General features: G+C 54.6%; 18 protein-coding genes. 9 read left to right on the top strand and 9 right to left on the bottom strand.

Annotated elements, in window-relative coordinates; translation table 11 throughout:
* Positions 1-18: 18 nt before the first annotated feature.
* On the bottom strand, positions 19-945 hold the full coding sequence (locus QNN88_RS09910; RefSeq protein ID WP_414240063.1) for a LysR family transcriptional regulator: 927 nt from the start codon (positions 943-945) through the stop codon (positions 19-21).
* Between the two features lie 224 nt (positions 946-1,169).
* On the opposite strand from QNN88_RS09910, the gene QNN88_RS09905 reads away from it, so the two are divergent.
* Positions 1,170-2,408, top strand: a complete 1,239-nt coding sequence (locus tag QNN88_RS09905; RefSeq protein WP_414240062.1) for a dicarboxylate/amino acid:cation symporter — start codon at positions 1,170-1,172, stop codon at positions 2,406-2,408.
* 24 nt (positions 2,409-2,432) lie between these two features.
* On the top strand, positions 2,433-3,623 hold the full coding sequence (gene metC, locus QNN88_RS09900) for a cystathionine beta-lyase (protein WP_414240061.1): 1,191 nt from the start codon (positions 2,433-2,435) through the stop codon (positions 3,621-3,623).
* Positions 3,624-3,818: 195 nt separating this feature from the next.
* Here metC and mdtM read toward each other — a convergent pair whose 3' ends face one another.
* The 3 genes from mdtM to QNN88_RS09885 all read right to left on the bottom strand — a co-directional run bounded on the left by mdtM (position 3,819) and on the right by QNN88_RS09885 (position 6,882).
* Positions 3,819-5,051 (bottom strand): multidrug efflux MFS transporter MdtM, encoded by a 1,233-nt coding sequence (mdtM, locus tag QNN88_RS09895; protein WP_414240233.1) that lies wholly within the window; start codon positions 5,049-5,051, stop codon positions 3,819-3,821.
* A gap of 325 nt (positions 5,052-5,376) precedes the next feature.
* On the bottom strand, positions 5,377-6,018 hold the full coding sequence (locus tag QNN88_RS09890; RefSeq protein WP_414240060.1) for a LysE family translocator: 642 nt from the start codon (positions 6,016-6,018) through the stop codon (positions 5,377-5,379).
* Between the two features lie 48 nt (positions 6,019-6,066).
* Positions 6,067-6,882: an AraC family transcriptional regulator gene (locus tag QNN88_RS09885; RefSeq protein WP_414240059.1), complete on the bottom strand. Its 816-nt coding sequence runs from the start codon at positions 6,880-6,882 to the stop codon at positions 6,067-6,069.
* 230 nt (positions 6,883-7,112) lie between these two features.
* Between QNN88_RS09885 and QNN88_RS09880 the strand changes: the two genes are divergently transcribed.
* Positions 7,113-8,066 carry an Rpn family recombination-promoting nuclease/putative transposase gene (locus QNN88_RS09880; RefSeq protein ID WP_414240058.1) on the top strand — a complete coding sequence of 318 codons (954 nt, stop codon included), beginning with the start codon at positions 7,113-7,115 and terminating at the stop codon, positions 8,064-8,066.
* A 41-nt stretch (positions 8,067-8,107) separates the two neighbouring features.
* Here the strand turns inward: QNN88_RS09880 and QNN88_RS09875 are convergent, their stop codons facing one another.
* Positions 8,108-9,520, bottom strand: a complete 1,413-nt coding sequence (locus QNN88_RS09875; protein WP_414240057.1) for a PLP-dependent aminotransferase family protein — start codon at positions 9,518-9,520, stop codon at positions 8,108-8,110.
* A 175-nt stretch (positions 9,521-9,695) separates the two neighbouring features.
* Between QNN88_RS09875 and QNN88_RS09870 the strand changes: the two genes are divergently transcribed.
* From QNN88_RS09870 to QNN88_RS09855, 4 genes are all read left to right on the top strand, one after another.
* Complete coding sequence (locus QNN88_RS09870) at positions 9,696-9,860, top strand: DUF1127 domain-containing protein (protein WP_414240056.1); 165 nt, start codon at positions 9,696-9,698, stop codon at positions 9,858-9,860.
* A 151-nt stretch (positions 9,861-10,011) separates the two neighbouring features.
* Complete coding sequence (locus QNN88_RS09865; RefSeq protein ID WP_414240055.1) at positions 10,012-10,476, top strand: MarR family winged helix-turn-helix transcriptional regulator; 465 nt, start codon at positions 10,012-10,014, stop codon at positions 10,474-10,476.
* 5 nt (positions 10,477-10,481) lie between these two features.
* On the top strand, positions 10,482-11,549 hold the full coding sequence (locus tag QNN88_RS09860; protein ID WP_414240054.1) for an HlyD family secretion protein: 1,068 nt from the start codon (positions 10,482-10,484) through the stop codon (positions 11,547-11,549).
* Positions 11,539-12,618 (top strand): DUF2955 domain-containing protein, encoded by a 1,080-nt coding sequence (locus tag QNN88_RS09855; protein ID WP_414240053.1) that lies wholly within the window; start codon positions 11,539-11,541, stop codon positions 12,616-12,618. The genes QNN88_RS09860 and QNN88_RS09855 overlap by 11 nt, the downstream gene beginning before the upstream one ends.
* Positions 12,619-12,686: 68 nt before the next feature.
* Here QNN88_RS09855 and yjiA read toward each other — a convergent pair whose 3' ends face one another.
* The 3 genes from yjiA to btsT form a co-directional block, all read right to left on the bottom strand.
* Positions 12,687-13,643: a GTPase gene (gene yjiA / locus QNN88_RS09850; protein WP_414240052.1), complete on the bottom strand. Its 957-nt coding sequence runs from the start codon at positions 13,641-13,643 to the stop codon at positions 12,687-12,689.
* Between the two features lie 12 nt (positions 13,644-13,655).
* Positions 13,656-13,859, bottom strand: coding sequence for a YbdD/YjiX family protein (locus QNN88_RS09845; RefSeq protein ID WP_024130742.1), 204 nt, complete (start codon positions 13,857-13,859; stop codon positions 13,656-13,658).
* Between the two features lie 108 nt (positions 13,860-13,967).
* A complete protein-coding gene (gene btsT, locus QNN88_RS09840) occupies positions 13,968-16,118 on the bottom strand; it encodes a pyruvate/proton symporter BtsT (protein WP_414240051.1) in 2,151 nt (716 codons plus the stop codon).
* A gap of 296 nt (positions 16,119-16,414) precedes the next feature.
* Between btsT and QNN88_RS09835 the strand changes: the two genes are divergently transcribed.
* The gene (locus QNN88_RS09835) at positions 16,415-17,422 is read left to right on the top strand and encodes an Ldh family oxidoreductase (RefSeq protein ID WP_414240050.1); all 1,008 of its coding nucleotides are present in this window, start codon (positions 16,415-16,417) and stop codon (positions 17,420-17,422) included.
* A 165-nt stretch (positions 17,423-17,587) separates the two neighbouring features.
* Positions 17,588-19,252, top strand: a complete 1,665-nt coding sequence (tsr, locus tag QNN88_RS09830) for a methyl-accepting chemotaxis protein (protein WP_414240049.1) — start codon at positions 17,588-17,590, stop codon at positions 19,250-19,252.
* On the opposite strand, the gene QNN88_RS09825 is transcribed toward tsr, so the two are convergent.
* Positions 19,249-19,764, bottom strand: a complete 516-nt coding sequence (locus QNN88_RS09825; RefSeq protein ID WP_414240048.1) for a GNAT family N-acetyltransferase — start codon at positions 19,762-19,764, stop codon at positions 19,249-19,251. The two genes, tsr and QNN88_RS09825, sit on opposite strands and share 4 nt — an antisense overlap.
* Positions 19,765-19,797: the final 33 nt, after the last annotated feature.

Below are 19,797 nucleotides of genomic sequence, written 5' to 3'. Positions count from 1 at the left end.
TGCAAAAACAACCGGCGATCAGCCGGGGATCCAGTTGTCCCACGCCGGTAGCGTTCCTAACTCCGCGACCAGAAAATCGATAAACGATCGTACCTTTGGGTTGCTGTATTTGCTGGGGAAATAGAGCGCATAAAGGGTGTGCGTTTCGCAGGTGATAGTGCCGTCGAGCATCAGTGGGGTGATCTCTTCTTTCTGAATATGATCGCCAATCAGATAGGTGGGCAGATAGGCCACGCCCTGATCTTCCAGCACCGACTTCAGCAGGACCAGACTGCTGTTCGCCTGGATCGGCATATGCAGTTTCAACTGATGCAGGCGATCCTGCTCGTCGGCAACCTTCAGAATCGGTGTCAGACCGGGGTAAACCAGACAGTCATGATTCACCAGATCCGTACGACGCAACGGCATCCCTTTCTTTGCGAGATAGCCGGGAGAGGCGCAGTATGCCCAGCGGATCGGCACCAGTTTACGCGTGGCATAGTTTTGCGGCGGGGCGGTGGAGATGCGCAGGGCGATATCGAAATCCGTGTCGTTCAGATTGACGAAGTTATCGTTGAGATCGATATACAGATTCACATCCGGGTACTGGGTGCGATATTTGTCCACCAGATTGACCAGTCGGGAATAGCCGAAGGCAATCGAGCAGGTAATGCGTAATTCGCCTTGCGGGTTGTGATAATAACCGGAGGTGGTATTAAGCGTTTCATCGAATTCTTTCAGTAGCTTATTGGCCCGGTTAAATAAATATTGCCCGGCGTCGGTCAGCGTAATACTGCGGGTGGTGCGCTTAATTAATGTTGTCCCCAGCGTATCCTCCATTGCCGCCAGACTTTTACTGACCGCCGACGGTGACACGTTAAGTTGTACCGCGGCTTCAGATAATCCTCCGCAGTCCACTATGCGGACAAAAAACTCTAAATGCTTGAGAGAAATGGGTGTGCTCATTGTTTCCTTTTACTCACAAGTGATTTGCAAAAACGGTACGAATAAGCCGTTACATTGGGTTTTGAAACATGTAACTATTGAATCACAGGAAACGACCTACGCACAAAATGAAAAAATAACAACTTAAGTGAGTTGCGTCACAAATAGTAAGGAGGCAAATACAGAACGTCGCCAAATTGTGAATTTACTCTCATTTAATTCCATTCTTATAAAAGGTACCGATTATGTGGACACGACTCGAACCCTACAAATCGTCAATTATTTTATTACTTGCTCTGGTTGCAGGTGGTTTATTAGGGATTTACGCTCCCACGTTCGCCAGTAAACTTCAGCCGATAGGTCAGATCTTCCTGAACCTGTTATTTATGATTATCGTTCCGCTGGTGGGAATCAGCGTAATGTCCTCGATTGCCAGCATGACCGACCTGAAACGTTTAGGGCGGATTATGGCGATTATCTTTATCGTTTCCATCGCAATGGCGTTTATTCCCGCAGCCGGTATCGTGGCGTTAGCCCTGTGGTACAACCCGGCGCAGGGAGTCACCATCGATCTCTCGCAGTCCGTACAGGCGGGCAGCGGCAAGATGGATTTTGTCAGCATGATCACCACCAACGACTTTATTGGACTGTTTTCAAAGTCGAATATCCTCGCCCTGATCGTGATGGCGATCATCGCCGGGATCGCGATTGGTCAGTCAGAACAGGCGGGTAAACGCATTGCCTCGCTGCTGGAAGATGCCAACACCGTCATTATGAAGATTGTGTCGATCATCATGAAGGTCGCGCCGGTGGGGCTCGGTTGTTATTTTGCGGCCACGATGGCCAGCCAGGACTCCGCACTGTTGCTCACCTTTGCCCGGGCGATTGGTCTGTTCATGGTCGCCACGCTGGTTTACTACATTTTCGGCTCTATTCTTTACTCTTACATTGGCGGTGGCGTACCGGCGGTGAAGGCCTTCTGGCGTCACGCCATTGAGCCTTCTGTAACGGCGCTGGGCACCTGTTCTTCGTTGGGAACGCTGCCGGTGACCCTGCGTGCAGGCAAAGCGATGGGAATTAACCCGGAAGTTGTCGATGTCTCGATCCCGCTGCTGGTCAACCTGAACAAAGGGGGCGTGGCGATGATCGCGGCGCTGAAGATCGTCTTTATCTGCTCGGTACTGGGGATTCCGTTCACCATGGAAACCTTCTTCCTGACCATGCTGATCGCCGTGCTTTCCGCGATTATCGTCGGCGGCGTACCGGGCGGGGCGTTCCTCGGTGAGATTTTTATCGTCACCACGCTGGGACTGCCAATGGAAACGATCCCCATGCTAGTGGTGCTGGGCACGATTACCGATGCCCCGGCGACGCTGATTAACGTGATTCATGATTTGAATGCGGCACAAATTGTAGAGCGCTTCTCCGGGAAAAAGTCGGTGAATGCAGAGATGAATGCGACGGCTACGGTCGCCGAGGTTTAACGCACGGATTAAGGATAAAAAAGCATGAAAGATTCAGTGAAGCTCGAAACCCAGTTGGTCATCGCCGGACGCGATAAACGTTATACCCAGGGCGCGGTAAACCCGGTTATTCAGCGTGCCTCTTCGCTGGTATTTGATACCGTGAAGGACAAAAAATTCGCTACCGCCAATCGCGCAAATGGCGAGCTGTTTTACGGTCGTCGCGGCACGTATACCCACTTCGCGTTCCAGAAGGCGATGAGTGAACTGGAAGGCGGCGTCGGCTGCGCACTCTACCCGTGCGGTGCGGCGGCGGTGACGAACGCGATCCTTGCGTTTGTACAGCGTGGCGATCATCTGCTGATGACCGGGGCGGCATATGAACCAACACAGGATTTCTGCAATAAGATCCTGAGCAAATTCAACGTCGAAACGACGTACTACGATCCGATGATCGGCGCCGGGATTGTCGATCTGATCCGCCCGGAAACCAAAGTGGTGTTTCTGGAATCACCGAGTTCAATCACCATGGAAGTGCAGGATGTGCCGGGAATGGTGAAGGCGATCCGTGCGGTGAACCCGGAGATCGTCATTATGATCGACAATACCTGGGCGGCTGGCGTGCTGTTTAAGGCACTGGACTACGGCGTGGATATCTCGATTCAGGCCGGCACCAAGTACACGATTGGTCACTCTGACGGCATGCTGGGAACGGCGGTCTCCAACGCTCGTTGCTGGGATCAGCTGCGTGAAAACTCGTATCTGATGGGGCAAACGCTGGATGCTGATACCGCGTATAACGGCAGTCGCGGCCTGCGTACGCTGTCGGTGCGTCTGAAGCAGCACCAGGAGAGCAGCATTCAGATTGCGCGCTGGCTGTCGGCACGTGCGGAGGTGGCGCGAGTGAACCATCCGGCGTTGCCGGAGTGTCCGGGGCACGAATATTTCACGCGTGATTTCAGCGGCAGTTCCGGTCTGTTCTCGTTTGTGCTGAAAAAGCGACTGACAGATGAACAGTTAGCGAACTTCCTCGATAACTTCTCGCTGTTCCACATGGCTTACTCATGGGGCGGGTTTGAGTCGCTGATTCTGGCGAACCAACCGGAAGAGTTGAACAGCATTCGCCCGGCCGGGGATGTCGATTTCAGCGGGACGCTGGTGAGGGTGCATATCGGCCTGGAAGATGTCGGCGATTTGATTGCCGACCTTGACGCCGGATTTGCCCGTATCGCGTAACACGTTACAGGCCCCGCATGGCGGGGCCTGAGAGCGATGACAAACCTCATCACAACACTGGACAAGCAGAGATCACCTCATTAAAAACCAGGAAAATCAATTGATTGATTTTCGGCTGATAATCACAAAGAAGGAAAAACCACGTTTTATCCTTCTTTGTCAACAGTCTGAGGCCCCGCATGGCGGGGCCTGTATTTATTTCTGCGTTACCACGTCCGTTGCGTCATACTGACGCACCCGCACTAACAACCCTTTCAACATGAATACCACCGCCACTCCCGCGATCACCGCCAGCAGGTGAAACGGGATCCGACCGCCGTTAAACCACAATCCGCGGCCGATTTCGACGGAAACGGCCATCACCGTCAGGATCACCATGTTCAGCGAGGCCGACACGGTGCCTTTCGGCAGGTTGTTGGTAAACAGCGAGAAGCGAAACAGCGTCGGGAAGATAAGCCCGATACCAAACGCGTAGAGGCTGGTCCCCAGCACCGACCACAGCCACACATGAGGCCAGAGCAGGTTTCCGGCAATCAGGACAAACAGGCCACTGAGCTGAATGGGCACTGCACGCCAGATAAAACGCGGGTCAGTCGGATCTTTCACAAAACGCGCAACGATCATGTTGGCGACGATCACCGCACCAAACACCGGAACCTGCACCCAGGCGAACTCGGAGGACGTCATGCCACCCGCGTCGATCAGGATCACCGGGGAAACGGCGACCCAGCTCATCATCGGGATGTAACTCAGCGAGATCGTGGCGACGCCAAAGAGGAATATGCGGTTGCGAAAGACATCGCGGAAATCACGGACGACGCCGATCGCGCTAAACGGCACGGCACCGCGCTTGACCGTTTCTGGCATCGCCAGCAACAGGCCCATAAAGGCGATAAAACCCATCACCGCAATAATGGCGAACAGTACCTTCCAGTGGACGAAGTGCATCAGCGCCGCGCCGGAAAGCGGGCCGATGATCGGCGCCACCAGCACGATAGAGGTGATGATCGCCATCAGCTTGATGGCTTTCGTTTGCCCGAACGCCTCCTGCACCGTGACGTAGCCGACGGTTGCGATAAAGCAGATGCTGGTGCCCTGCACCACGCGCGCCACCAGGAACTGCGTCATGGAAGTGGTGAACAGAGTGGCGGTACAGGCAAGGGTAAAAATAAGCGCCCCGGTGACCAGTACCGGACGCCGACCGATCCGGTCAGAAAGTGGCCCCAGCAGCCATTGCAACACCATCCCACCGGCGAGATAGAGGCTGACTGCCGCCGGCGCCAGACTGACATCGGCATCAAACTCTCTCACGACGTTGATGATGCCTGGTTGAATCAGGTCCGTCGACAGGTAGGCGGCAAAATCGTACAGAATCAGCGCCATCGGAAAGAACAGCGTCGTGGCGTGCCGCTTGAAAAACTCAATAATCCATTGCATACAAAACGAACTCCATGTGGAGAACCCCTTAACGGGAACAACGAAATTCAATACTGTCACAGGGACATCAGGCAGAAAAGAGAGAACAGCAGACTGCAGATGTACTGAATTTCATGTAATCAAAAGCACTGCCCATGGGAATCACAGACAGAGGAACACATTCTGACGCTTGTCAGAATGTGTAGCGATTACAGATGGTTATCAGCACATCACACCTCGGGAAAAGTAAGTTGAACGGAAAATATACACCTTAAGTGTCATTATAATTTGATGTTAGTCAATAGAAATGGCTGAATTCATTCAGTAACTCAATAGACTACGGGAAGAGTAAGCGCCAGACGATCCCGCAGCCAAAGGCGATCAATACGACCCCGGCGAGGCGTTCGATCCACACGATCCCGTGGCTTAGCCGTCGCTGGATAAACGGCAGGCCAATCCCCATGACAATCAGCAGATCCCAGCACAGCACGACGCAGGTCATCCAGATCCCGCTGACGGCCTGCTGCAACAGCGTCACTGATGGGCCAAGCAGAGCGGTCATCAGCGCCAGATAGAACAGCGCGTTTTTCGGGTTGAGTAGCGATGAGCCCAGCCCCAGAAGCACCTGTTTGCCCCATTCCGGACACGTGGCCTTGGCATCTTCGCCCGTCAGCGTTTGCGCACGACTGCGTAGCAGCAGGCTGCCGATCCACAGTAAATAGAGTGCGCCTGACAGTGCGATCAACGTGAAGAGCAGGGGATGATGCCGGAGGATCCCCCAACCGGCAATCGCCAGCAGGATATAGATCCCATTACCGGCGGCGATCCCCAGACACAGCCCGGCACTGCCGCGCAGTCGGTAGCGAACGGCGTAGCCCACCAGTAAAAAGAAATCTGGTCCTGGGCTAAGCAGCGCCACAAAATGCGCCAGCGCCAGGGCGGGAAACGCGGGGGGAAAGAGTACAGACAACGGTTCCATAGTGACCTCAGTGTGCAAACCTGAGTTCACGCTACGCCCGGTGAAACGCTAATTATTGTCTGATATTGATCGCCCCCGTGCATACTGACGCGGCGTGGCGGCGGTATAGCTGACAAAGGTGCGGTGGAAATGGCTCTGGTCGGCAAAGCCGCTCTGATAGCCGACGTCAGCGATATCGTCTCCGGCGCGCAGTCGCGCCCTGGCAAAATCGATCCGTGCAATGTTCAGATAACTGCCCGGCGTCAGGCCGGTGTCCTGCTTAAAGATACGGATTAGCGTCTCTTTACGTATACCAAACTCTTGCGCGATGTCATCAAGCGAGGGAGGCGAAAGCAAATTACTCTGCAATCGTTCTTTCAGAGACTGACTGAGCGCGCGCGAATGCGGCGGATTCCCTGTCTGCAAGGGGAGCGTGCGCAACAGCAGACGCGCGGCGTCGACCAGCGGCGCGAGTTGCCGTTTTTTCATTAATGCAACAAGCTCCAGAAAGTGCTGAAAGCGTTGTGGGTTGCGGATCACCGGGGTCGGAGCGAAAAGCGGCGCGTGAGCCGTCTGTTCGGGCAACTGAGCAACACACCAGTCCGCGTCCAGGTAGAGCATATGGTAGCTGCGAAACTGCCCATCGACCGGATTACAGCTATGCGGCACATGCGGTGGGATCACAATCAGATCGCCCACCTGCAGACGGTATTCTTTACCATCGCTGACACAGCAGGTTTCACCTTCCAGAATGGCCCCAATAGAGAGCTGCGGATGATGATGACGCTTATACGCCTGATGGCTGCGCCAGGTGCTGCGCAGCTCCAGCCAAGCAAGCCGTTCATCGCGCCAGAACGATTGCGGAATATTTCGGGTTTGGGTCACGGTCAGCGCCTCCTGCGAAGTGATGATGTGTTATATCACCACAGGCCTTGCGAGAAAAAGCATTGTTGTGAAGGGATGTGGCGCTTCTGTGCACCCCATTCCGTGAAAATGTATCGGTTGCAAAGGAAGAGATTTACTGCCGGAAGCGTCTCGCAAAGGTAAATAGTCACAGATGAGAAGTGAAACCCGTCGCGCTACTGTCGCATTTTCTCCTCCTGGGTGACGTCGCCATGAAGACCTCTTCGACTACCACACCGCATGATGCTGTATTTAAAACGTTCTTACGCCACCCGGACACTGCCCGGGATTTTCTGGATATTCATCTTCCCATCGGTCTTCGTAATTTGTGTGACCTGCAAACGCTGAAGCTTGAACCCACCAGTTTCATCGAAGAGGATCTTCGTGCGTATTATTCAGATGTGTTGTGGTCATTAAAAACAGTAGAAGGGGATGGCTACATCTATGTTGTCATTGAACATCAGAGTACGCCGGATGTTCATATGGCATTCCGGCTACTGCGTTATGCGCTGGCGGCGATGCAACAACATCTGGACGCGGGTCACATGCGGTTACCACTGGTGGTTCCGATGCTCTTTTATCACGGCGCTGATAGCCCCTATCCCTTTTCACTCAACTGGCTGGATAAATTTTCCGATCCCGATCTGGCGCGCCAGTTATATACCGCCGCTTTTCCTTTGGTGGACATTACAGTCATACCGGACGACGAGATTATGCAGCATCGTCGGATAGCACTGCTGGAGCTTATTCAAAAACATATTCGTCAGCGCGATCTGATGGGGCTTGTGGAACGACTTGCCGTGTTGCTTGTTACCGGTTGCGCTAATGACAGGCAATTGAAAGCGCTGTTTAATTATTTACTAATACGGCATGGGCATACGCCCCGCTTCATTGGTTTCCTGGAAAAGGTGGCTGAGCGAGTCCCCCAACATAAGGAGAAATTAATGACCATCACAGAGAGATTTCGTAATGCGATTCTTAGAAAAGGGATGCGAGAAGGTATTCAACAAGGAAAACAGGAAGGAAAACAAGAAGGTCTGGCTGAAGGCCAGCTCAACGCGGCGCGACGAATCGCTCAACGGATGCTGACGGAGGGGATAGAGCAGGAGACGGTGCAAAGACTTACCGGACTTTCCGCACAAGAGATGCAGAGTGTGATTCACTGAATACACGGTGTAGCGTTCAGGCCGTCCGGGAAGTCGAATGTTTACGCCATCGCAACCTTGATCGCTTCGCCCAGCTTCTGCATCACTTCCTGATGCTTGTCGTTGGGCGCAAGCGCGCAGTTTATGCGCACGCAGTTGCGGTACTTTCCGGAGGCGGAAAACAGTGAACCCGGCGCGACCTGAATTTTCAGACGACAGAGCTGTCTGGCGACACAAACCATATCGACCTGCTCTGGCAGTTCTACCCACAACATAAAACCGCCTTTTGGGCGTGTTACGCAGATCCCGCAGGGAAAATATTCCCGCACCCAGCAGGTATAAATTTCCATATTGCGTTGATAGATCTGGCGCATGCGTCGGACGTGGCGATGATAGTGACCTTCCCGGACAAACGCTGCTGCGGCTAACTGTGTCGCCGGAACACCGGTGCCACTGGCGGAATACTTCATATGCAGTAATTTGTCATGGTAGCGACCGGGAACGACCCAGCCGACACGCAGGCCGGGAGCGACAGTTTTGGTAAAGGAGCTGCACAATACAACCCGACCGTCGATATCCCAGGAGTGGATGGTTCGTGGGCGCGGATACTCCGTTGCCAGTTCGCCATACACATCATCTTCAAATATCACGATATCGTGGCGTTGGGCGAGCGCCAGAACGGCTCGCTTGCGCGCATCCGGCATGATAAATCCCAGCGGATTATTACACGCAGGCACAAGGATAATGCCTTTTATTGGCCACTGTTCAACGGCGAGTTCCAGGGCTTCGATGCTGATCCCGCTATCTGGATCTGTTGGAATTTCAATAACTTTTAGATTAAGCCCACGCAGTAGATGTAATGTGCCGTAGTAGGCCGGTGATTCGACAGCGATAATGTCGCCCGGTTTGCATATTGCCAGTAGCGACAACGACAATGAGCTTTGACAACCATTCGTGATGATAATGTCGTCTGCGGTCAGAACTGAGCCACCATCCAGCATCAGACGGGCGATTTGTTTGCGCAGGCTCAGGCAACCGGGCAAATCATCATAGCCGAGTACTGCGTTTTGGTTATGTTGTGCCACCCGGCTAAGTTCTCGCCAGAGCGGTTTCAGGCTGGGTTGGCTGACATCAGGAATTCCGCTGCTGAATGAAATGATCGAATCATCACTATGACCCGCCAGCATGTTCATGACCTGGTCCCACTGCGTAAATTCAACCGGACGCTGAACCGGACGCGACATTGGCGGGATCGGCGGCTGCGCTTTTTGTGGCGCGACAAAGTAACCTGAACGGGGCTGCGGTGTGATGAGTTGCAATGATTCCAGTACCAGGTACGCCTGCTGGACGGTGCTGATGCTGACACCATGCTCCTGGCTCAGGCTGCGTACCGATGGCAGTTTCTCACCGTGGCGATACAGCCCTTGTTGAATGCGCTCAGCCAGCAGATTGGCCAGATGTTGGTAACGCGTCATGCTGTATCCCTCGAAGATGCCATACAGATATAAAAACCAGTACAGACAGTTGCAAAATGTGCAATGCAGAAACTGTTTTAGCTGATCTGTATGTTAAATAAAAGATGTTTTTGAATCTGTATTGTCCCGCCCGTAAACCGCCAAAATACAGGCTCTGGTATGAGAGGGGGTGGGTATGGAATTTCATGAAAACAAAGCAAAGCAGCCGTTTATTGGTTTTGTGCTGATCTGGCGAGCGTTTAAAAAATGGCATCTGCAGGCGCAAACCCGACGGATCCTGCAACAGATGAGTGATGAGCGGCTCAAAGATCTTGGATTACGCCGGGATCAGATCGACTAGCGTTACTGCAGTAGTCTGAGGCTGGTGGTTGAACCCCTCCGGCCTTTTTTACATTCAGGATATTTATCAATTTATGCTTCCTGACAGTATGTTTCTTGATACTTATCAGGATAAGTATTATTTTCCCCTTTCGCTAAGAGGGGGACGAGATATGACTGAAGATGAGCTGTTTGCCCGCCGTCCGATGGGAATGCGTATGGCGATGGTCGTGCGTCAATGGCGTGCCATTATTGACGCGGCTATCACTGATACCGGCCTGACGCAGTCAAGCTGGACGGTGCTGATGCAACTGTATCAGTTGGGTGATAACGTCTCGGTCAGCGAACTGGCACAGGTGCAGGGCATTGAACTGCCACCACTGATGCGCACTCTCACACAGCTGGAAAATCAGGGCTATCTGGTGCGTTCGACATCGCCATATGACAAACGCATTCGCCTGCTGATGCTGACTGCGAAAGGGCGCGCCCGGCTGGAAGAGCTAAACCGGGTGATTGAAGCCTATCAACATCGTGTCACGCGAACCATTCCTGAAGCGGATCTCGCTTCCTTCAGCGCCACCTTAAATGTAATCGCCTGCAATTTGCGGACAATCCGCGAAGAAGATAATCAACACTAAAAACTATGATGACCCCAGAACAGAAGTTTGCCCGTTGGGTAAGGGTGAGTATTGCCGCATTTCTCGCGATATTCGCCTGGTTTATCGTTGCCGATATCTGGATCCCGCTGACGCCGGACTCCACGGTGATGCGTACGGTCACGCCCGTCTCATCACGCGTTTCCGGATACGTCTCGCATGTCTATGTGCACAACAACAGCCCGGTAAAAAAAGGCGATCTGCTTTACGAGCTGGATCCCACGCCATTTATTAATAAAGTCGAAGCCGCGCAAATCGCCTGTGCCCAGGCAAAACTCAGTAACCAGCAACTGGATGCACAGATTGCGTCCGCCCGGGCGAACCTGCGTACCGCCGAATACACCGCCCGTAATGACAAGCTGACGTTTGATCGCTACCAGCGCCTGAGTGCGATGCAGAACGTCTCGCAGGCGGATCTCGACAAAGTCCGGACCACCTGGCAGACCAGCCAACAGTCGGTTAACGCCCTGCAGGCCAACATCCAGAATCTGCTGATTCAACGCGGCGAGCGTGATGATGAGCGTAATGTGACGCTGCAAAAATACCGCAATGCACTGGAAGAGGCGCAGTTGAATCTGGCGTGGACAAAAGTGTATGCGGAGACGGACGGGACGGTGAGTAATCTCCAGCTTAACGCCGGGCTTTATGCCACTGCCGCCACGCCACTGCTGGCTCTGGTCAGCAATCAGACGGATATCGTGGCCGATTTTCGCGAGAAAAGCCTGCGTCATACCCGCGTGAATACCGATGCAGCGGTGGTATTTGATGCCCTGCCAGGCAAAGTGTTCCGTGCGCGCGTGACCAGCAGCGATGCGGGGATACTCGCCGGACAGGAAGAGGTCAACGGTCAGCTGTCGCAACCGGAACAATCCACGCGTTGGGTGCGTGATGCACAACGGATGCGTATTCACGTGACGCTGAATGAGCCAGTGGACAAACCGTTGCCAACCGGTGCCCGCGCCACGGTGCAGTTGTATAACAGTGAAGGCCCGTTTGCCCGTACCTTTGCCGGTGCGCAAATCCATCTGGTCAGTTGGCTGCACTATGTTTATTAACGCCCTCGCATCTATTAACACTCTGGCCCGCGTCTTTACGCCGCATGACAACATCGTCTACACGGCCAATGATTTCCGCCAGACCGTACGGATAGCCATAGCCGGGACGATCGCGCTAAGCATTTCGACTTTTTACAATGTCCAGTACGGCGTGTTTTTCGTGGTCTATCCGCTGATGCTGATGTCGCTGGTACCGGTGTTTAATCGCCACGTGGCGAGGCAGTTTGTGTTCAGTGCGGCGGTGAACTGCGTCGAAATGGTGCTGATTGTGGGTTATCTCTCGCAGTGGCCGGTGATAATGACGCTGGTGGTGTTTGGCCTGTACGTGATGCGCTTTCGCTTTATGAGCAAGGGACCGCTGTTTCTGCTGGGGTCAATGGGTGTGGTCTGCCAGAGCACGATGCTCAACTTTATGAGCTATCCCGCCACAGACTGGCACACGCTGATGTTTTCCAACATGGAAGCCTGCGTGATGGCGGTGGCGCTGAGCGGGCTGCTCCACTATCTGATCCCCGACGTGGAACCGCGTCAACCGCCGCCGCGCATTGAGAAAGACGATGCCCGAATTCGGCACGAATCGCTGCTTTCCGGCACCGTGGCGACGATGATCTTTGTGATCTTCCAGATCTGCGATCTGAGCGATTCGCTGTCGGCGCTGATGGCGGGGATTTTGATCCTCTTTCCGATGCACTATCGCGGCGCGGTCCTGAGTTCTCTCTGGCGCGTCGTCGGTGTGGTACTGGCCTGTCTCTATATTCTGGTGGTGCAGTTACTGATTTATGATTTCAGTAACCATATGCTGTTGATGATGCCGCTGATCGGTCTCGGACTGGCCTTTAGCGCCCGCCTGCACGTGATGGAAAAAGTGGGCGCAGGCGTGGGTTTCGCCAGTATCACCACCATTGGCATTATGTTCGGCCAGAACCTGCACCCGAACAGTGACCTGGTGTTCAGCGATCTGTACCGCATCACCTCGGTCACCGTCGCGCTGCTGACAACGCTGACGATGGTTTTTCTGGTCCACCGGATACTGAACTGCTTTGCGGCGACACGATTTGTAGTGGAGTGAGTGCAGGATGGCAGCGGCCAGGGGAAAAACCGTAGGCCCGATAAGCGTAGCGCCATCGGGCAAAAAAATTACTTCTTCAGCCCCGCAAAGGCGGCTCTGATTTCGTCTTCCGGCAGCTGAATGCCGATAAACACCAGCGTGCTGTGAGGTTGTTCGTCGCCCCACGGGCGGTCCCAGTCGGCGCTGTACAGGCGCTGCACGCCCTGGAACAGCAGACGGTTCGGTTCGCCTTCAATCCACAGCATGCCTTTGTAACGCAACAGTTTTTCTGCGGATTCCAGCAACAGGTTTTCCATCACGCGGGAGACGTCGCCGATATCCACCGGGTAATCCAGTTCCACCACAATAGAAGAGATATCGTTTTGCTTATCAGCAATAAAATGGAAGCGCGGTCTGGCGCTGACGACATTCTCTTCCAGCATAAAGCCGTTAGTGTCGAACAGCAGAGAGAGATCAATATCCCCGTGTGTCACGGTATAAACCGGGGCGCGGGCGTTGATGCGCGCCAGACGTTCCCGCAATTTCTCACTGTCACCCGCCACGTCGGTTTTGGTCAGCAGGATGCGATCGGCATAGCCGACCTGCGACTGGGCGATCGTGAACTGATTCATCTGATCGTCGGCGTGGACCGCATCAACCAGCGCAATCACGCCGTCCAGCAGATAACGCTGGCAAATGACTTCATGGGCGAAAAAGGTCTGAATAATCGGGCCTGGGTCCGCCATGCCGGTGCATTCAATCACCAGGCGATCGAAGCTGATATTGCCCTTATCGAGGTTGTCGAGCAGGTCTAACAGCGCATCCTCCAGTTCGTTCGAACGTGTACAGCAGATGCAGCCATTGGTCAGGGTTTTGATCTGCGTGGCGCGATCGCCAATCAGCTGATCGTCCACGGAGACTTCGCCGAATTCGTTTTCGATAACGGCAATCTTGTAGCCGTGTTCTTCGTTGAGGATGTGGCGCAGCAGGGTAGTTTTACCTGCGCCAAGAAAACCGGTGAGTAGGGTGACTGCAATCGGGGTCATTCACTTCTCCTTCTAACAGCAGCGCATGCCGCCTTTACCGTCGCCGCCGTAGCGCGCCTGCTGGCGCTCACGGAAGAATTCTTCATAGCTCATGTACGGCTTGTCCGGATGGTTGGTTTGCATATGCTCGACATAGTTATCGTAGTCGGGAATACCTATCAACATCTTCGCCGCCTGGCCGAGATATTTTTTTGCCTGACCTAAGTTACCAAACATTGTGCCGTCCCGTGAATGATTAAAGCCGGATGGCGGCTTTCGCCTTATCCGGCCTACGTTAATGACAGACTGTAGGCCGGGTAAGCGGAGCACTACCCGGCATCAGGTTTAGTGATGTGAAGAGGTCTTCACGCCGCCTTCAGGAACCGGAACGTACGGCGTTTCTTTATCGGTACGTTTATCCACATTGCGGACACTCATCCAGGTTTTGAAACCGTAGAAGATGATGCTGTACACCACCACCAGGAACAGAATACTCAGGCCTGCGTTGGTGTAGTTGTTCACAACGATGTGGTTCATGTTGGCAATCTGCTGAGCGGTCAGTTCGCCGCCGTTGGCAATCTTCTCTTTGTACTGGTTAGCCATGTAGAAGAAGCCTTCCATCTGCGGGTTGGAGCTGAACAGTTTCAGACCCAGCGCCCAGGTGGTGCAGATGAGCAGCCATACCGCAGGGATAACGGTTACCCAGATGTATTTGGTGCGCTGCATTTTGATCAGAACGACGGTACCGAGAACCAGCGCCACGGCTGCCAGCATCTGGTTAGAGATACCGAACAGCGGCCACAGGCTCTTCACGCCGCCCAGCGGATCGACCACGCCCTGATACAGCAGGTAGCCCCACAGACCCACGCAGCCCGCCGTACCGATGATACCGGCAACCAGAGAGTCGGTCTTCTTCAGGAACGGAACGAAGTTACCCAGCAGGTCCTGCAGCATAAAGCGTCCAGAACGGGTACCGGCATCCAGCGCGGTGAGGATGAACAGTGCTTCAAACAGAATACCGAAGTGGTACCAGAAGCCCATGTCCGCCATCGGCAGCACTTTATGGAACACGTGCGCAATACCGACTGCCAGTGTTGGCGCGCCACCGGCACGGTTCAGAACAGACGGTTCGCCGATGTCTTTCGCCGTTTGCAGGATCTGCTCAGGTGAAATGACGAAGCCCCAGGAGCTGACGGTTGCTGCCGCATGTGCGGTCACATCTTTCAGTTGCGCCATAATCAGCGGCGCGTTTTCGCCACCCATTTCATGCAGGTTCGGCATGGTAATGCCCAGGCCTGCCGGTGGGGTGTTCATCGCAAAGTAGAGACCCGGTTCGATAATGGAGGCTGCAACCAGCGCCATGATCGCCACGAAAGACTCCATCAGCATCGCACCGTAACCGATAAAGCGAGCGTCAGTTTCACAGGCCAGCAGTTTCGGCGTAGTACCGGAAGAGATCAGCGCGTGGAAGCCAGAGACCGCACCACAAGCGATGGTAATGAACAGGAACGGGAACAGCGCACCTTTCCACAGTGGACCAGTACCGTCGATGTACTGCGTCATGGCCGGCATTTTCAGCTCTGGGTTGAGGACAACGATACCCAGCGCCAGGCCGACGATAACGCCGATTTTCAGGAAGGTGGCCAGATAGTCGCGCGGAGCGAGGATCAGCCACACCGGCAGCAGTGCAGAAACGAACGCATAGCCGATCAGCGCAAAGGTAATGGTGGTGTCTTTAAAGGTCAGCGCCGGGCCCCAGTACGGGTCGTGAGCAATCACGCCGCCGAAATAAATTGACGCCACCAGCAGAACAATACCAATCACCGACACTTCACCCACACGTCCCGGACGCAGGAAGCGCATGTAGATCCCCATGAACAGCGCGATAGGTACGGTAGAGCAAACGGTGAAGACCCCCCACGGACTTTCGGCCAGCGCTTTTACGACGATCAGCGCCAGAACCGCGAGGATGATGATCATAATTAAGAAGCAGCCAAACAGGGCAATTGTCCCCGGCACGGAGCCCATCTCTTCTTTAATCATCTCGCCAAGCGACGCGCCGTTACGGCGAGAAGAGATAAACAGCACCATGAAGTCCTGGACCGCACCCGCCAGCACAACACCCGCCAGCAGCCACAGGGTACCAGGCAGGTAACCCATCTGCGCGGCCAGAACCGGACCGACCAGCGGACCAGCGCCCGCGATCGCGGCAAAGTGGTGCCCGAACAGCACGTAGCGGTTGGTCGGAACGTAGTTCAGGCCATCGTTATTGATGACCGCGGGGGTAGAACGTGTAGGGTCAAGCTTCATCACCTTCTGGGCGATGTACAGGCTGTAGTAGCGATAAGCCACCAGATATACCGACACGGAAGCGACCACGATCCACAGGGCGCTGACGTGTTCACCCCGGCGTAAGGCGACAACCGAGAGGCAGAATGCCCCGATGATCCCGAGGATCACCCAGGGTATGTGCTTGAATATCTTTTTCGTATCCATAGTAAAACCTGGTTTTATAAGATGAATAATTGGCCGAAGCCGTTTGGTTTGGGTTGCGTTTGAAGAGGTAATTTGACTGCTATGCTGATGACGATCTTGCCAGAGAGTCGCGCGTGTAAAGTAAGGTAAATAAGTGAGCGGTCAAATGGGGAGTTAAGCGGTCAGAAGTGTCAGTAAGCGGTAAAGAGGAACGCCGGGTGGCGAATATTATGTGACTGAGATCACAAAGAAAAATCCGCCAACCAGGGGCGAATACCGACTACGCTTATTGCCGACAACATCATAAGGAGAACAACATGGAAACAGTAAACCTCACTTTATCTGAGGCTTACATGCTGGCGCGTGAGGTGCTGAGCAGCAACGGCTTTAGTGCGGAGCATGCGGATGCTATCGCGCGTAATGTGACGGCGGGCGAGCGCGACGGCTGCGCGTCTCACGGGCTATGGCGCTTGCTGGGAATAGTCGAAACCTTGCGTAAAGGAAAAGTCTCCGCTGATGCACGTCCGCAGATTTCCGATCAGGCACCCGCTATTGTTAAAGCGGACGCGGGCGGCGCGTTCTCCCTCGTGGCCTATGAGCAGGCGTTGCCACTGCTCATCTGTAAAGCTAAAACGTGCGGGATTGCGGCGTTAGCGATCAACCGTTGCGTGCACTTTTCCGCGTTGTTTGCGGATATTGAACCACTGACGGACGCCGGACTGGTGGGGTATGCCTGCACGCCAAGCCACGCCTGGGTTGCACCGGCCGGCGGTACGCGTCCGCTGTTTGGTACCAACCCGATCGCCTTTGGCTGGCCGCGCAACGGCAAGCCGCCTTACATTTTTGATATGGCGACCAGTGCGGCGGCGCGCGGCGAGATCCAGTTGCATCAGCGGGCTGGAAAAGCGATTCCGGAAGGGTGGGGTATCGACAGCGAAGGGCAACCGTCAACCGATCCGCAGGCGGTATTAAATGGCGCGATGTTGACCTTTGGTGGTCACAAAGGCTCGGCGTTTGCGGCAATGGTTGAACTGCTGGCAGGGCCGCTCATCGGGGACATGACCAGTGCGGAATCGCTGGCCTGGGATGAGGGGGCAGGCGGTCTGCCGTACGGCGGCGAACTGATTCTGGCGCTTGACCCATCCCGGTTCCTTGGGGATGAGGCGCATCGCCATCTGGAGCGCGCAGAAACGCTGTTTGCCGCGATGCAGGAGCAGGGAGCGCGACTGCCGGGAGAAAGACGTTTCAGTACGCGGGAGAAATCGCGGCTGGAAGGGGTGACGATTACCCGTTCGCTGTTTGATGACATTTCCGCGCTGAGATAAGGCAGAAAGGGCGAGGCATCCTCGCCTGATTCCCGTTCGGGTAGTGGGTCATCGCTTTTTTTGCCAGTTAATTGAACAAATTTCCTGTGATACACCTCGCGATTGCGTAAAGTTTTCTCGTTCCAGGCCGACAACCAGAGTATCTGTCTAGCGGAAAGAGAAAACATGTTAAAACGTATCAAGATTGTGACCAGCTTATTGCTGGTTCTGGCTTTATTTGGCCTTTTACAACTCACTTCGGGCGGTTTGTTCTTTAACGCATTGAAAAATGACAAAGAGAATTTCACCGTACTGCAAACCATTCGTCAGCAGCAGTCTACGCTGAACGGCAGTTGGGTGGCTCTGCTGCAAACGCGTAATACCCTTAACCGTGCGGGTATCCGCTACATGATGGATCAGAACAATATCGGCAGCGGCGCAACCGTTGCGGAGCTGATGCAGATTGCCAGCGTTTCCCTGAAACAGGCAGAGAAAAACTGGGCGGACTATGAAGCGTTACCGCGTGACCCACGTCAAAGCGAAGCGGCGTCAGCGGAAATCAAGCGCAATTACGATATCTATCACAATGCGTTAGCCGAACTGATCCAGTTGCTGGGGGCCGGGAAGATCAACGAGTTTTTCGATCAGCCAACCCAGGGGTATCAGGATGGTTTTGAGAAGCAGTATGTGAACTATTTGCAACAGAACGACCGTCTGTATGACCTGGCGGTAGAGGACAACAACAGCTCTTACAGCCAGGCGATGTGGGTTCTGGGCAGCGTGTTGTTGGCAGTGCTGGTGGTTATTATTGCCGTCTGGTTTGGCATCAAACTGTCGCTGATCGCGCCAATGAACCGCCTGATCGCGAGCATTCGTCATATTGCCAGCGGCGATCTGGTGAAGCGGATTGATGTCGAAGGCACCAATGAAATGGGCCAACTGGCGGAAAGCCTGCGCCACATGCAGGGTGAACTGGTGCGTACCGTGGGCGACGTGCGTAACGGCGCGAACGCCATTTACAGCGGCGCCAGCGAAATCGCGATGGGTAACAACGATCTCTCTTCCCGTACCGAGCAGCAGGCGGCCTCTCTGGAAGAGACGGCGGCGAGCATGGAAGAGTTGACCGCTACCGTTAAGCAGAACGCCGAAAACGCCCGTCAGGCCAGCCATCTGGCGCTGAGCGCGTCCGAAACGGCGCAGAAAGGCGGGAAAGTGGTGGATAACGTGGTGCAAACCATGCGCGATATCGCCTCCAGTTCGCAGAAAATTGCTGACATTATCAGCGTGATCGACGGCATTGCCTTCCAGACTAATATTCTGGCGCTGAACGCAGCAGTAGAAGCGGCGCGAGCAGGTGAACAGGGACGCGGCTTTGCGGTGGTTGCCGGTGAAGTTCGTAACCTAGCGCAGCGCAGTGCGCAGGCCGCGCGCGAGATCAAGACCCTGATTGAAGACTCCGTAAGCCGTGTTGACGTCGGTTCTACGCTGGTTGAAAGCGCCGGCGAAACGATGGATGAAATCGTGAATGCGGTCACACGCGTGACCGACATCATGGGAGAAATCGCCTCTGCGTCTGATGAACAGAGCCGTGGGATCGACCAGGTCGGTCTGGCCGTGGCGGAAATGGATCGCGTGACCCAGCAGAACGCCTCGCTGGTGGAAGAGTCTGCCGCCGCCGCCGCTGCGCTGGAAGAGCAGGCCAGCCGTCTGACACAGGCCGTTGCCGTGTTCCGCATCCAACAGGAACAGCAGCGTGCGCGTGACGTTGCGAGCGTGAAGTCCGTTTCCACAACGGTTCAGCCGCGTAAAGCCGCTATTGCGGAGACCGGGGATAACTGGGAAACGTTTTAATTAAGCCTCAGGCGCATGGCACAACGCGATTCAAACGCCATGCCATGCGCCGTTTCTTCCTCTCGCTTCTGGCGTAATGCCGGCGGCAACGCGCCATCTTCCAGTATTTCAAATCCCAGATGTTGATACAGCGGTGCATTCCAGGCGACATGGCGAAACGTGGTGAGCGTCAGGGAGGTGAAGCCTTGCTCACGCGCCCAATCCGCAACCGTGTTGATTAGCTGGCGACCAATTCCTTTCCCCTGCCACGCCCGGTGCAGCGAAAATTCAGCAATATACAGCGATGCCCCCATCGCCTCGCCAAGCAGAAATCCAACGGGCCGATCGTCAACCAGCGCCAGCCAACTCAATCCTTTAGCGGCATATTCCCGGTGCAGTTCCGCGCTGACAATATGATCGTCTGCAATCCATGCCAGATCCGGCACATCTAAAAAACGCTGCCCTGCTGAGCGTTCAATTGCAGGCAGAACGGCAACGTCTGCCAGAGTGGTGGGGCGAACCGTAATGTGCATAACGATACCGGAAATGAGGTGACAATGAGGGCA

Source organism: Citrobacter sp. ANG330, from assembly GCF_047467925.1.
GTDB classification, from domain to species: domain Bacteria; phylum Pseudomonadota; class Gammaproteobacteria; order Enterobacterales; family Enterobacteriaceae; genus Citrobacter_A; species Citrobacter_A amalonaticus_G.
Note: the sequence above shows the minus strand (reverse complement) of the source record. Positions and strands in the feature narration are given on the sequence as shown.